Source organism: Brevibacillus daliensis, from assembly GCF_021245735.1.
Lineage (GTDB): Bacteria > Bacillota > Bacilli > Brevibacillales > Brevibacillaceae > Brevibacillus_B > Brevibacillus_B daliensis.
In genome coordinates this window covers 1-12,454 of the sequence record NZ_JAJISB010000057.1, presented here as the reverse complement: position 1 = coordinate 12,454, position 12,454 = coordinate 1, and the positions used below count along the sequence as shown (strand labels likewise).

At 35.3% G+C, this 12,454-nt stretch carries 21 protein-coding genes; all 21 read left to right on the top strand.

Annotated elements, in window-relative coordinates:
* Window positions 1-846: hypothetical protein (locus tag LM917_RS23865; RefSeq protein ID WP_232700206.1), on the top strand; the 846-nt coding region annotated here is incomplete at its 5' end.
* Window positions 843-986 carry a hypothetical protein gene (locus tag LM917_RS23860; RefSeq protein WP_232700205.1) on the top strand — a complete coding sequence of 48 codons (144 nt, stop codon included), beginning with the start codon at window positions 843-845 and terminating at the stop codon, window positions 984-986. The genes LM917_RS23865 and LM917_RS23860, both read left to right, overlap by 4 nt.
* A gap of 126 nt (window positions 987-1,112) precedes the next feature.
* On the top strand, window positions 1,113-1,523 hold the full coding sequence (locus LM917_RS23855) for a hypothetical protein (protein WP_232700204.1): 411 nt from the start codon (window positions 1,113-1,115) through the stop codon (window positions 1,521-1,523).
* On the top strand, window positions 1,520-1,783 hold the full coding sequence (locus tag LM917_RS23850) for a hypothetical protein (protein ID WP_232700203.1): 264 nt from the start codon (window positions 1,520-1,522) through the stop codon (window positions 1,781-1,783). Before LM917_RS23855 ends, LM917_RS23850 begins: the two co-directional genes overlap by 4 nt.
* Window positions 1,784-1,915: 132 nt before the next feature.
* Window positions 1,916-2,266, top strand: coding sequence for a hypothetical protein (locus LM917_RS23845; protein WP_232700202.1), 351 nt, complete (start codon window positions 1,916-1,918; stop codon window positions 2,264-2,266).
* Between the two features lie 11 nt (window positions 2,267-2,277).
* Window positions 2,278-2,460 (top strand): hypothetical protein, encoded by a 183-nt coding sequence (locus tag LM917_RS23840; RefSeq protein ID WP_232700201.1) that lies wholly within the window; start codon window positions 2,278-2,280, stop codon window positions 2,458-2,460.
* A 95-nt stretch (window positions 2,461-2,555) separates the two neighbouring features.
* Window positions 2,556-2,870 (top strand): hypothetical protein, encoded by a 315-nt coding sequence (locus tag LM917_RS23835; RefSeq protein ID WP_232700200.1) that lies wholly within the window; start codon window positions 2,556-2,558, stop codon window positions 2,868-2,870.
* On the top strand, window positions 2,870-3,526 hold the full coding sequence (locus LM917_RS23830; RefSeq protein WP_232700199.1) for a hypothetical protein: 657 nt from the start codon (window positions 2,870-2,872) through the stop codon (window positions 3,524-3,526). The genes LM917_RS23835 and LM917_RS23830 overlap by 1 nt, the downstream gene beginning before the upstream one ends.
* A 134-nt stretch (window positions 3,527-3,660) precedes the next feature.
* Window positions 3,661-3,870, top strand: coding sequence for a hypothetical protein (locus LM917_RS23825; protein ID WP_232700198.1), 210 nt, complete (start codon window positions 3,661-3,663; stop codon window positions 3,868-3,870).
* Between the two features lie 79 nt (window positions 3,871-3,949).
* Window positions 3,950-4,195 carry a hypothetical protein gene (locus LM917_RS23820; RefSeq protein WP_232700197.1) on the top strand — a complete coding sequence of 82 codons (246 nt, stop codon included), beginning with the start codon at window positions 3,950-3,952 and terminating at the stop codon, window positions 4,193-4,195.
* A gap of 586 nt (window positions 4,196-4,781) precedes the next feature.
* Window positions 4,782-5,390 carry a ribbon-helix-helix domain-containing protein gene (locus LM917_RS23815; RefSeq protein WP_232700196.1) on the top strand — a complete coding sequence of 203 codons (609 nt, stop codon included), beginning with the start codon at window positions 4,782-4,784 and terminating at the stop codon, window positions 5,388-5,390.
* A 69-nt stretch (window positions 5,391-5,459) separates the two neighbouring features.
* Window positions 5,460-5,624: a CopG family transcriptional regulator gene (locus LM917_RS23810; RefSeq protein ID WP_232700195.1), complete on the top strand. Its 165-nt coding sequence runs from the start codon at window positions 5,460-5,462 to the stop codon at window positions 5,622-5,624.
* Window positions 5,625-5,642: 18 nt separating this feature from the next.
* Entirely contained in the window at window positions 5,643-7,007 is a 1,365-nt protein-coding gene (locus LM917_RS23805; protein ID WP_232700194.1) for a replication initiation factor domain-containing protein, read from the top strand.
* 114 nt (window positions 7,008-7,121) lie between these two features.
* On the top strand, window positions 7,122-7,277 hold the full coding sequence (locus LM917_RS23800) for a hypothetical protein (protein WP_232700193.1): 156 nt from the start codon (window positions 7,122-7,124) through the stop codon (window positions 7,275-7,277).
* 276 nt (window positions 7,278-7,553) lie between these two features.
* A complete protein-coding gene (locus LM917_RS23795; RefSeq protein WP_232700192.1) occupies window positions 7,554-7,817 on the top strand; it encodes a hypothetical protein in 264 nt (87 codons plus the stop codon).
* A gap of 3 nt (window positions 7,818-7,820) precedes the next feature.
* Window positions 7,821-8,126, top strand: a complete 306-nt coding sequence (locus tag LM917_RS23790) for a hypothetical protein (RefSeq protein WP_232700191.1) — start codon at window positions 7,821-7,823, stop codon at window positions 8,124-8,126.
* A 1,176-nt stretch (window positions 8,127-9,302) separates the two neighbouring features.
* Complete coding sequence (locus tag LM917_RS23785; RefSeq protein ID WP_232700190.1) at window positions 9,303-9,443, top strand: hypothetical protein; 141 nt, start codon at window positions 9,303-9,305, stop codon at window positions 9,441-9,443.
* Between the two features lie 34 nt (window positions 9,444-9,477).
* Entirely contained in the window at window positions 9,478-9,639 is a 162-nt protein-coding gene (locus tag LM917_RS23780; protein WP_232700189.1) for a hypothetical protein, read from the top strand.
* A 59-nt stretch (window positions 9,640-9,698) separates the two neighbouring features.
* On the top strand, window positions 9,699-11,303 hold the full coding sequence (locus LM917_RS23775) for a fibronectin type III domain-containing protein (RefSeq protein ID WP_232700188.1): 1,605 nt from the start codon (window positions 9,699-9,701) through the stop codon (window positions 11,301-11,303).
* Window positions 11,300-12,010 (top strand): hypothetical protein, encoded by a 711-nt coding sequence (locus LM917_RS23770; RefSeq protein ID WP_232700187.1) that lies wholly within the window; start codon window positions 11,300-11,302, stop codon window positions 12,008-12,010. The genes LM917_RS23775 and LM917_RS23770 overlap by 4 nt, the downstream gene beginning before the upstream one ends.
* The coding region (locus tag LM917_RS23765; RefSeq protein WP_232700186.1) for a hypothetical protein at window positions 12,007-12,454 on the top strand (448 nt) is incomplete at its 3' end. The genes LM917_RS23770 and LM917_RS23765, both read left to right, overlap by 4 nt.

The following is a 12,454-nucleotide window of genomic DNA, read 5'->3' as shown; positions in this document are numbered from 1 at the left end:
GGTGGCGGTGATGGTAACACTGGTGGCGGTGATGGTAACACAGGTGGAGGAGACGGTAACACTGGCGGAGGAGACGGTAACACTGGCGGTGGAGATGGTAACGGTACAGGTGGAGGATCTCTCTGTGGAGCTTGTTGTGATGAAATGAAAGGTATCATGTCTCAAATGAACGATAGTATTCAAGAATCAGGATTAAAGCTTGATGATTTTATGGATATGGTGAATGAACATTTGGGATCAGTAATTGATGAATTAACCGGGTTAAACGACCGGGTTGACGGTACAAACGATAGATTAGACGGTGTAAACGATCGGTTAGATATTACAAATGACGAACTTCATGAAGCAAATAGAACATTAGATGAAATTTTATATCAGGTAACTCCTACAGGAAATTATGAAATACCTCAAGTCGACTGGGAATCAGAAGCAGGAAAGCACCCTGCACCTTACATAGATAAGATTGAAAAAATAACAGATAACAATGTTTATTTCAGTGATCCGGGTGAGTCTCAACAATCTCCAAAAATGCCGACGCAGCCAAACATTTTTTACCCGGTTCCGATAGGTGAATCTTTAGGAAGAGAGTCAGTTTTACAAGCTGAACCTTCACTTACAAAAGAAAAATCATTAACGAAAGAACAAACACTTATCAAAGAATCTCCTACAAAAATAGATGCAGTACCTAAACGTGATCCAGTTCAAGAAAAGGACTCCATGATACGTGATCCAGTACTAGAAAAGGACACTATGAAACGTGATCCAGTTTTGGATAGAGATTGGTATACAAAAGATCCGGTTCCTAACCGGACATTTAAATTTGAAAAGGAGCAAACTCCAAAATGATAGATATGGGGAATATCGCTAATTATGTATCTGAAATATTCAAGGAGTTCTGGTTACCTACAGCGTTTGTCATGGGCTTAATTTTAACTTTTGAATATGCACAGAAGATCAAGGAACTTTTGACCAGATGGGGTGATTAGTATGAGCGATTTAACAAGTTATGTTACTGATGTAGTTGGTGTTTTTTCGGAGCCTTTAGAGTACGGATTCGCAATAATGTTAGCCTTTGCGGTCATTACAAAGATTATATCAATGGTTAGATCGTCATGAGCTTTGCCGATCTAGTCGGCTATTTGATTACCGGGCTAGCTGACTTACTTACTTCTTTTTTTAAGTTCCTAGCAAAACCAATTTCTTGGTTTCTACAACTATTAGATGGTGTATTTTATTTCATCTATAAGCTATTTACTGTCATAGCTGACTTGTTACATCTTTTCCTTGCTTTGTTACAAGCTGTTTTAGCTGTTGTAGCAGGACTATTCAGGACTATTCAGACGCTCTTGGCTTGGAATGGTGGGACGTTTACAAACAAGCTTGGTAATGATGGTATTGATATTTTTATTGAAGCTTTAAGACCCTTGGGGGTGTTACAGATACTTCCCTATCTATTGCTTGCCCTTGATGTATTTTTAACTGGTTATCTGATCATCCGAATCGTGGGGGGTCAGAATAAATGAGGAATTTGATAGATACGATATTTGGTCCTGTTGATCGCTTTATAAGTTCTGCTTTAGAATCTCTTTCCAAGTTTGCTATAGAACGTAATAGACCGATAGAACTTGATACCTTCTTTGCTCCATTTACGGTACTTGGCGACAATTGGGTTTTCTTGATAAAAGCTGTTGTACTCTCTCTCATGACCGTTACAGGTTTACTTGTAGCTGTACTCATTAGGAATCTATATCTCTATTTTAAGGAAGGTGTGAAATGGTGGTAGGACAATCAAACGATGTATTTAATTTCTTTTTTCAAGCAGGTGCAGGAATAACGTTAGCAGCCATGATTTTTGGGTACCTCCCTTGGCAGTTGTCAAAGGCTCTAATGAAACTAAAACGAGGTGGTAAAAAGAATGTTGAAAAAAATGTTTACCAAAAGTAGAACGCCACATACGGTAGTTGTTGCTACTGATTTAGGACATATACGAATTCTTCCTGTTTATAGTGATCAAGATGGAATGCTTGAAACGGCTGTAGCTATGTTCCCGAAGGAAGAAGCAAAAACTTACTATGATGAAGTTAATGGTGGATTAGTTTATACATTCAACCTTACCAGTGAAGCATTTACAGAAGCAGAGCAATTAAAACATTTATCTCAGCAGGTTGTACTTGGTAAGATTTTTGAATTTGATACGAAAAAAGGTGCAACAGAATTTAAAAATATGCTACCGTATTTGATTGCCTTGATTGCAATTATTTTTTAGGAGGTATTAGGATGAATAAGGGATTAAAGAGAGTTGTTAAAACAAATTTAGAGGTTATTCAATTCATGGAATGGCTGCGTGATAATCATTCGTTCACTGGTAGAGAAAGGGACGGTATTTTTATTACGATTAGGCATTTAGAAACTCTTCAAAAGGCTTTTGATGTTCAGAGTAAACCACGAATGATTAATTAAGCCAGGATCTCCAAAACAGTATCTAAACACGAACGATAAATTAAGCCAGGATCTCATAAACAGAATCTATATCCGAACGATTGGAGGATTTTTATATGCAACAAGCACAATCAAATTTACAAGACTTTTTAACTGATGGTCTTTTTAGTTCAGCACCTTCTGAGTTAAATGAGACTCTTAAATTTTTGAAAGACGATGCTGTTACTCTTACTCAAGACCAAGTGAAGGCAATAACACTTTTACGTTATAAAGGTGGTTTTGATTATATTATTGATTCAGTTTTGGCATTACGCAAATTATCAATGCCTACACAAAAATATATGAAAGTTGTTGAGCAAGGTTTTAAGGCTCAGGCGGCATCTTCTAACCCTCAAATGGTCTCTGTAATGGCTCAGGAGAAGAAAAAATAATGTCATACATATATGTTATCGATGGGGAAAAAGGAGCCGGAAAAACAAGTTTTATGAGTCTGTTCGCTTATGACATGAAGATGCGTTTTCCTGATTTGACGCTTTGGTCTAATTATGAGCTGAGAGGATCAAGATTATTTACAAGTTATACTGATTTTTTGGAAATGGCTAAGTTAGATAATAATCTTGTCGTTTGGGATGAATCTTATATTGATTTAGATAGTCGTAATGCGTCTAGTAATAAGGGTCAGATGTATTTGACTCAAGTCTTTAACCTTCTAAGGAAGTTTAGAGCAACAGTGATGTTAACTGCTGTTAGTATGTCTACTCTTGATTCTCGTGTACGAGAAGAAATAGATGTATATGTTTTTGCTAGAGTGCGTGGTCAATATACTGAATATGAATTTTATGACTTTAGAAATGGAAGACTTTTGAAGCGTTCTATGGTGAAACGTGATCTTATGAAACGTGTACTTAATGAAATGAAGTTATTCAAGACTTGGAGACCTGTTATTCCTATTCAACAGCCTAATAAAGATACTTTTCCTGAATTTCACAAACAATTAGTAGCGTATAACGACAACTATTATAAAGTTCATCAACCTGAAATGTATTCGGGTTATGAAGATATGGATTCAATGAGAATAGTGAATTAAAGAGAACTGAAGAAGACCCGGACGAACCTTGGGGCGTCCGGGCTTCTCGTTAATTGATATCGTTACATATAAAAACTTGACTTTTGGTTACTTATAGTTTTAGAATAAAGGTAACTAAAAGTGAGGTGTTTATAATGAGAATTATAAGGGTTACTAAAAATAGAATGAATCAATTACCGAAACCTAAAAAGAAGACGGGACGACCATCTATAGGGACTACTAGGAAAGTATCATTAACGCTACAAGATGAAGTATGGGCTTTAATTGACGCTAGAGTTGCTCAAGGGGAAAAACAATCTGCTGTATTACGAGAAGTAATTGAATCAAGTGATAATTTATTATAATAAAGGTTACTAAAAGTATTGTGTTTTGGTAACCTAAATGATATAATAAAAGTAACCTAATGAAGAGGAGATGTTTGAAATGGAATTTTCGTTACTTGGTACACAAGAAGATATCTTTAATGACGCTATTGAAGCAGTGTTTGCAAGAGTTGAAGGATCAAAAAAATACCATGTTGAGCATTTTGATAACGATCATCTTTTTAAAAAAGCTTTAGTTTCAATTACGAATGAATCTGGCGAAGAAATCACTAAATTGGTTATAGATATATATCCAGATGGTGGAGAGTATAAGGCTGATGTAATGGATATTGAAATTGAATTTTAATAATATGTCCAGATTGGTTTTGTATGGCTGATCTGGACGTTTTTAAATGAGTGTAGAGGTGTGGAAATATGAATCCAGAAATTGGTGTTTTATTTCATATCGTATTAGCCTTAATTGTGTTAATTGTTTTGATTAAAGATTTGAAAAAAAAGCGTTCTATATATATTTCTTTTTATGCTTTATTATTTAATATTTTCGGGATTTTTTTCTATTTATTTCTGTATTGAAAGTAATGTTATGTTGAGGTGATAGAGAATGAATGATTTATTGCAAATTATTGCTTTTGTTGTACTTGTTTGGTCTTCTTATTATCTATTTTTTATATGGTTTCCAGATAAATATAATGAATTTTGTAATCCAAAACGAAAGTAATGCAATGTTGAGGTGCAGGAGGGTCGCTATGCGCCCGGATTGTGCCATAGAGGGCTTTGTCCTCGGTGATATATTACGTCTTATATAAGACGATTTGTGTAGTTTGAACGCAGGTGTAAAATTACGTGCAGCACAAAAAGTCGTCTGCGCCCTATTAGCAGAAAATAGCCTAGCCAATGTCGATGGCTAAACTTTTATGGGAGGGAACTACAGTATGACGGTGGATGAAATATTAAAGGGTTTAGAATCTGGAAGTAAGATGAAGGAATTAGCATCTAATCTGAACAAATCTGTGAGTTGGGTACAGAGAAAATTAAAATCGTTAGGTTATGAGTTCGATAATTCAGAGAAGGTTTGGGTGTATAAAAGAGAAGGAAATGAGCCTTTAGATTATGATTTATTAACTGATGTGAAAACCGATTCACCTACAATTCACGAAGAAGTGAAGTACAGTTCACAGCCGATTCACATAGATGTTAAAAGCATTTCATCTACAGTTCACACTGATGTGAAGGACGTTTCACCTACAGTTCACACTAACAAAAAAAGGAGTTCACAAGCGATTCACACGCAATTCACAGATGGTGAAATTTCGATTATCAAACAGTACATAAAACGCAGAACAACAGGGGATTTAGACGTTAAGCTGTCTATTTATGAACGTACCTTCGACCTTCCAGAAACGGAAGAGAAGGAGAGAAGAACAGTCCTGGTCTATAAGAGTCTAGGAAAGAAACTTGATGCTCTAGCAGAGTCATGTAAGATCGAAAAAACTGATATTTGGAATATGGCTATACAAGATTTTTTAGAAAAATATCAATGAAATAATTTTTAATGTTCTCTCTTTACAACTATCATTTAATAAGGTAACTTAATTTAGGAGGTGATGGTTTTGGGAAAAAGAGGAAGGAAAGGATTTGGCATAACTAAAAAGGTTTCTATTACTTTGACAGAGGAAACTTGGAAGGCTTTTTATGAAATGGTTGATAAGAAGGAAGATGCAAATCAATCATCATTGTTGAGAGAGATTATAGAGCGTGTGGTGAAAGTTTCTTAGTTATTTGGGGGAAATGTGATGACAACAGAAGTTCGGGAAATAATCGAAAGAAACGTAGTGCCCCCCACCACTAACAGGGGGGCACAAAATACAGATGAAAGTGGGATGAGGGCTTTAATTGATTGGCTTCAAGGTACTTGCATTCACGCAAATTCTTTGCGGGAAATCATTGATATTTTAGGTATACCTTTTGGGTCATTTCGACACGAATTTAAAGGTGCTTATGGTTGGGATGAATCGCTTTGGTTGGATAATATGAGGATATATTTCGGTGGAACAAAACAACGCGGTTTTCATATTTACTTTCCTGGACAAGCTTGTAGAGATTTGGAGCAACATACAAATAGACCTTGGATAGATATATTAAAAGATTTGAAACGTTTAGGTACTAGTTTTTCTCGTGTGGATGGAGCAATTGATGATTTTGGGGTATCTCCAAAACGTAAAAGAGGTGGTGCATCAAGAAAACCTAGATTTACTGTAGGTACTTTAATTAGAAAAGCAAAAGATGGTGTTTGTTCATCAAAATTTGAATATGCAAAGGCTATTGAGAAAATAAAGATAGCTACTGGGGAAGAACAAGGACAATCAATCTATTACGGATCACCTTCAAGCCGTATACACATGGTCTGTTATGAAAAGTATTGGGAGAGACTTACTAAGGGTTACGATCTGGAAGATGGTATAGAGAAATGGAATCGTTTTGAGGTTCGCTATAGAGACGAAAGGGCAGATCAGTTTGTAGAACAGATTATAAGTTCTGGTAAACCTGTAGGGGAAATTATTGCAGGTACGATTAAGAATTATGTAACTTATCGTGATCGAGATGAAAAAGATTCAAATAAATCTAGATGGAAAGTATCACGTTTTTGGAAAAATTTTTTAGGCGATGTTGAGAAGATACAACTTGCTACGTCTGCACCTGATAAAACTTTAATGAGAACTGATAAGTATTGGAATGAACAATTACTAACTACTGCTGCTAAGATGTATATTGCCAAGGGCGAGGAGGCACTGATTGCTGATATAAGAAAAGGAGTAGAGAAACTTAAAGATAGTGATTATATGGTTATTTCAAGAGATTACGAGGATTACAACAAGTTAATACAAGCAAGAAAAATTGTTGAATTTGATAAGTTTAGAACAGGGAAACTTGAAGCTTTACATAAAAAGGGTTATTTAGATGAAGTTGGTCGGATGGAACAGGACTATGTTGATATGACATGTAGAAAACAGTATGAGGACTTTGTTAAGGAATATGATGGAGATTCTTTAAGTTTTACGAGCGAATTAGCTAAAATGAGACTAGAAAAATTTAATGAACGTAGAGAAAATAAAAATGCCCGATACGCTATAGGGAGCGATCAGGGCACAGAATATTAGTTGCCCATATTATACCACATATTTAAGCATAATAGACCTTCTAAAAATAGGAATTTAAAAGGTCTATTTGTGCTATCCTTTTTATAATGATATTTGAAAAAAAGGAGTATTAATTTGGGCAGACCAAGGAAACCTGATGATGAATTAAAGAAAGATCTAAAAATTAGACTTCCGGGTTGGTTAAGGGAAAAAGTAAAATCTCATCCAGAGGGTGCAACAGGATTAATAGAAAGGCTTTTAAAAGAATATTTTCAACAAAAAAAGAAATAGGTCTTGTCAATTTTCGCTTTTTTACTTATGATTGATGTGTGGTTCATTACCGCGAATATTTGTTCCTATTTTTACAAAAAAATAAAGTACAGATCGTGAACTTGGCGGGACCCGATCTGTACCTTTGAGGACGTGTACTCATATGTTACACACGTCCTCACATTAAGTTTATTGATTTTTGTTAATAAAATCAATGGTCTATTTTTACTATTTTTAAAAGAGAAGTCCGCCAAAGTGCGGGCTTTTTTTATTTTAAAAATCAAAGGAGAGAGTCAAATGAAAGCAATGTTAAAAGATGTTCTGTATGTGGCTCCAGAACAAGTCAATTTTACAAACAAACAAACAGGACAAGCATCAATTATGTGGAGACTGAAATTTGTTGATGACAAAGGTAGCTATGAAACTTTAGAAATGACTATTGATGCAGACAAGATTTCATCTTTACCTGCGCCACGATCTCGTGTAGATGTTCAGTTTGATATTGCACAAAGGAATTATAAAACATATATGTCTGAACCTGTTTTAAGTTTAGTTAAATAGGCTATGGAAAACGAAACACCAAATGATTCTCCAGAATCTTCCAAACCTTCTGAACAATTTCCCGGTGAGGTTGCCGATCCGGGAGCCAGTTCTGATACTGATATAGATGTAACCGAGCCTACAGTTGATCTAGCACCTTTGCTTGAGTACTTAAAAACGAATACACCTACATACCAGAAAGAAACGGTACAAAGTGGCGAATTTTTCCTAGTGCATCAGGTGACTTTTGGTGATTTAATCATTGCATTTTCAATTTTGCTTTTAGTAGCTGTAAAGATTGCGAAATGGGTTTGGGGGGCTACTAAGTGAGTAAAAGAGATTATTATTTAACTGTTTTTGCAGGAATAATTGTCGGTACTGTAACTTCTCTTCTTCTTATTTTCTTAATTTAGCTTGCCCTGCACCCATATAACATGCAGGGTTCAAATTCCAACTAAATCTAAATAGAAGCCTTGATATTAAAGGGTTATGAGGGAATGAAAATGTATTTTATTTCTCTGATTTCTACTCTATTTTGTTTAACGTTTATAGGAGCCTACATTCAGGAATCATGGGGGGCTACTAAGTGAGTGATAGAGAAGCTTTTTTTCATATGGGTTTAATTTTTGCTTTTTTCGGTGTACTAGTGCTTGTTTTGAATGTTTTTAGTAAGTAAGCTTACTTAACTATTTTTGCAGGGGTAACGGTTTATGAAGACGGTAGGTGAGTAGATGGATATTCTCGATGTAGCTCAAAACTGGAAAGTGTTTGTATATGCGTTATTACCAGCACTGGTTATCACGATGTTTTCTAGACTAAAGGTGAATAAAGATGACTAGTATTGAATTGCTTTTCAATCTCATAGTGATTGCAATTTTTGCTTGTGCCTTTGTTTTTGCATTGGAATGGGTGATAAAAAAATGACTAATACATCAGATGTACTAGAACTCATTTATAGGTTTGGATTAGTTTTCTATTTAATTACTGTATTATCAGGTCTTTTTTATGTCATTTGTTTGTTGTTTTCTAGGCTGAAGGTGAATAAGGATGATTGATCTATATGTATTTTACTGAGCCTTTAGAGGTGCTTTATTACTGGGGTATTAATCTCCTTAATGATTATCCGTTTTTGATACCAGTAGGGGTGATGTTTGTTTTGATACTTTTTTTATTGGATAGGTGGGTAACGCAAAATGACAGAAACAAAAATTGAAATAGAAGAGGTGATTTTATGGTTCTTTTCCAGATCAGAGGTAGCCCTGATGATCTCGACATTTGTATGTGTCCTCGCAACGACTATCGCTGTTCTTTACTTTATAGGCAAGATGGGGGGGCGGTGATCTTTGAGTTTTGACGTAGAAATTAATAAGATACTTCAATTTGCTTATAACATTTTTGCTAGTGCTGCACCAATACTTTGGTTGTTTGTCGGTGGTGTTTTCGGTCTTTTCATGCTTGCAGGCATCCTACGAATATTCAGGAATTGAGGTGTAGGATATGCCGGGAATGAACCTAAACATTACTATTGATCCAGTTCTACAGTGGGCATCTTATGTATGGCAACAGATTGATATACTTGTTTATCTGTTAATTGGTATCAGTGTAGGTTTTCTTATCGCTCGCGGTCTTCTGAACATATTCAGATGATTATAAAAAACAAAAATAAAGGTGGTTTTTACAAATGGAAACATCAATCCCAACGATTTCATTTTCTTATAACTTAGCCGACGTCGCTAGTGCAATCGGGTCAAATTTCAATGCTATTTGGTTGATTGTGGCGTTTGCTGTAGGTATTCCTTTGGCGTTTAAATTCGGTCACCAGATCAAATCTTTGTTTGAGTAAAAATATCTAGTGTTGGGGATAGAATCACTCTATCCCCTTTTTAATAGGGGGGATAGGTTTTGAGATTCAGACATCTTATGTGTTTATTACTTATGATGTTTTCTTTTTTTTCTTTTTTAGATGATGCTGAAGCAAGTAACTTTAATATTTTAGAGGGGAAATTACCTGATATTTCTTCTCCTTCAAATTTTGATGCAACTCATCTTACTAATGGAAATTTAAGTGATAATAAGGAACTACCTAGTGGGGCTACTTTAATTTATATATTTGATGATGTGTATGAGATTGTTTATTTTGCTTTTTATGGGTCGATTCATAACCCATATAGTGCCAAATTATATGATGAAAACGATAATGTTATTTGGGAAAAGTCAATTGCTTCGGGTTCTATTACTGGCAGTTTGAATATAAGTAGAGCTAAAAAATTTGAAATTAAGCTTGGTAGACATGGTCAATATAAAAATAAGTTTGGGGAAATTTCTTTATTAGCGAAATCTCCTACAGTCCCTGAAGGTGTATATATTAATTCTTTTGTAGCTTCACATGATTCTATAGATTTACAGTTTTCGGCTGTTAATGCAAGTAAGATTTATGTGAATGTTGATGGAAATGAAGTTGCTGAATTGGATGGAAAGACAAGATCGTATAAAATCGATAATTTAAAACCGAAAACCTCATACGACGTATCAATTGTTGCTGAAAATAAGGTAGGTAGAACAGCAAGTTCTATTAGTAGAATAGTCACTTCTGATCCACCACCACCTCCAAAAATTTTATCTTTTGATATTAGTGATATAAAAGATGTTTCTGCAAGAATGAACTTTAGTGTAACAGGTGCAGAAAAGATAGAAATATATCGCAGTGGTGAAAAAATATCAGAAGTTCCTTCTAATTCTGTTTATTACGTTGTAACTACTGAGCCTGAGAGTAGTTATGAACTTCATATAGTTGCAGTCAGTCCATATGGACGTACAGCGAGCAAGATTATAACGATTAAAACTCAGGAGTTATTCACTGTACCAAGCAATTTAGAGTTATCTTTAGGCTCTGCTTATGTTGATCGAGTGAATTTAAACTTTACTTCAAAGTTTACTGATACCTATAAGCTTTTTCGAAATGGTTCCCTTTTATCAACTATGCCGGGTAATTACCGATCTTTTGCAGATGTACAGGTAAAACCTGATACGGAATATAAGTACGAGCTTTATGCAATAAATCGTTTAGGACAAACGAAAAGTGAAGAATTAACTGTTAAAACCTTAATACCTCCCAAGAATGACTATCCGAAAGTAACCATATCACCTAATAGTGTAGGTTTTATTGATTTTGTAGACGTTAGACTATTTTCAGATGATGGAGATGCAAAGCTTTACTATTCTTTTGATGATGAAGAATGGCTGCCCTATAAATCGCCTTTGCGGATTAAAGAGCCAAAGACTTTATATGCAAAAGCTGAAAATAGTGTAGGTAACTTTTCGCCTGTTGAATCTGCACACTACACACTTTCAGAGACTCCTAAAGTATTACTAGGAATTTCACTTCAAGATGTGGCCGACTCACAGCGATCACATTTTAATGTTCTATGGCCTATTATCGCCTTTACAGCAGGTATCATTATTTCATTCTTCGTTGGTCGTGCAATTAAAAGGTTGATGACAGAATGAAAAAGATTTTAATAACACTGTTTATTATGTTTTTCTCTTTTACATCTGTTTCTTTTGCTCAAACTATGACAGATATCGTGACTAATTTTGGTCCTTGGTCTGATGGAGATTATAACTGGAGTGGAGCAAGTAAATGGTTTGTACCTGATCCTTCTGGTGAAAACCTTTTTTATGACAAATCTCATTTAGAATATGGTCGGTTGAAAATACAAGTTGTTGCATCGCAGAGATGGGGGCGTATTTCAAAACTAATTGTATCTAATACATCTGTCAAAGAAGATAGATTTGCTGTAAGTGTTCATGTTGATTATCATGATGACCCTAGTACACCGGGATATTATTATTTACTCGCAGGTCAAACTGCGGAATTGCCTGCCGATCGTACTATTTATAGGAACGAGGTAAGAGTTGTTAAGCATGAAAATATTGATCTACCAGTTGATCCACCACCTGTTGATCCTCCACCAGTTGATCCACCACCTGTTGATCCTCCACCAGAGGAACCAAGTATTGATGTTGGTGAATCTCCTACAGGTGGATTTGAAAAAACAGATGGTAAGTTCTTTCATGTCCCGGTCAATATGCCGGTAATAGGTCAGTATGCATCCGATTTAATTAAGGTAGCTTCACCTTATCTTTGGCTATTTGCAGTTGTCTTTTTTGGCTTGATCATTCTAGCAGTATTAAAGAGGGTGTTTACAAGATGAGTAGGAGAGTCCTGATATTTTTTGTAGTTTTTCTATTGATTATGCCTAGTATTTCATTTGCTTTTTCAGCTAATGAAGGAAGGCATGACAGTACGATGGGTTACTTTGATTTTGGTGAATATCATTTGACAGAATTGACTGTTTGGACTGAGTACAATGTCAATTTAAGACCTTCCGGTTATGTTGAGTTTAAAACACCTAGGGGAATTTTGAAATATCCTTTTGAATGGAAAGTAACTACTCCTTCTGATGGAAAAGAGAAACATTATTATTTCTGGCTTAGAAATTTTGCAGAACCTAGCGCCTTTCGGATTGTTGTTGAAAATGGTGGAGTTGTATGGGCTGTTAGTGCTCGTACTAGTCATCCAGATATCCCTATTGTTCATTTTCAACCAAGTAGTGGTGGTAACACTGGTGGCGGTGATGGTAACACTGGTGGCGGTG

What these genes read in the sequence shown, in the direction of transcription:
- LM917_RS23835 (WP_232700200.1), top strand. Translation starts at nt 2,556, where the DNA reads ATGCAACAAGCACAATCAAATTTACAAGACTTTTTAACTGATGGTCTT.
- LM917_RS23805 (WP_232700194.1), top strand. Translation starts at nt 5,643, where the DNA reads ATGACAACAGAAGTTCGGGAAATAATCGAAAGAAACGTAGTGCCCCCC.
- LM917_RS23820 (WP_232700197.1), top strand. Translation starts at nt 3,950, where the DNA reads ATGGAATTTTCGTTACTTGGTACACAAGAAGATATCTTTAATGACGCT.
- LM917_RS23855 (WP_232700204.1), top strand. Translation starts at nt 1,113, where the DNA reads ATGAGCTTTGCCGATCTAGTCGGCTATTTGATTACCGGGCTAGCTGAC.
- LM917_RS23815 (WP_232700196.1), top strand. Translation starts at nt 4,782, where the DNA reads ATGACGGTGGATGAAATATTAAAGGGTTTAGAATCTGGAAGTAAGATG.
- LM917_RS23785 (WP_232700190.1), top strand. Translation starts at nt 9,303, where the DNA reads ATGAACCTAAACATTACTATTGATCCAGTTCTACAGTGGGCATCTTAT.
- LM917_RS23830 (WP_232700199.1), top strand. Translation starts at nt 2,870, where the DNA reads ATGTCATACATATATGTTATCGATGGGGAAAAAGGAGCCGGAAAAACA.
- LM917_RS23845 (WP_232700202.1), top strand. Translation starts at nt 1,916, where the DNA reads ATGTTGAAAAAAATGTTTACCAAAAGTAGAACGCCACATACGGTAGTT.
- LM917_RS23840 (WP_232700201.1), top strand. Translation starts at nt 2,278, where the DNA reads ATGAATAAGGGATTAAAGAGAGTTGTTAAAACAAATTTAGAGGTTATT.
- LM917_RS23790 (WP_232700191.1), top strand. Translation starts at nt 7,821, where the DNA reads ATGGAAAACGAAACACCAAATGATTCTCCAGAATCTTCCAAACCTTCT.
- LM917_RS23860 (WP_232700205.1), top strand. Translation starts at nt 843, where the DNA reads ATGATAGATATGGGGAATATCGCTAATTATGTATCTGAAATATTCAAG.
- LM917_RS23770 (WP_232700187.1), top strand. Translation starts at nt 11,300, where the DNA reads ATGAAAAAGATTTTAATAACACTGTTTATTATGTTTTTCTCTTTTACA.
- LM917_RS23850 (WP_232700203.1), top strand. Translation starts at nt 1,520, where the DNA reads ATGAGGAATTTGATAGATACGATATTTGGTCCTGTTGATCGCTTTATA.
- LM917_RS23780 (WP_232700189.1), top strand. Translation starts at nt 9,478, where the DNA reads ATGGAAACATCAATCCCAACGATTTCATTTTCTTATAACTTAGCCGAC.
- LM917_RS23795 (WP_232700192.1), top strand. Translation starts at nt 7,554, where the DNA reads ATGAAAGCAATGTTAAAAGATGTTCTGTATGTGGCTCCAGAACAAGTC.
- LM917_RS23825 (WP_232700198.1), top strand. Translation starts at nt 3,661, where the DNA reads ATGAGAATTATAAGGGTTACTAAAAATAGAATGAATCAATTACCGAAA.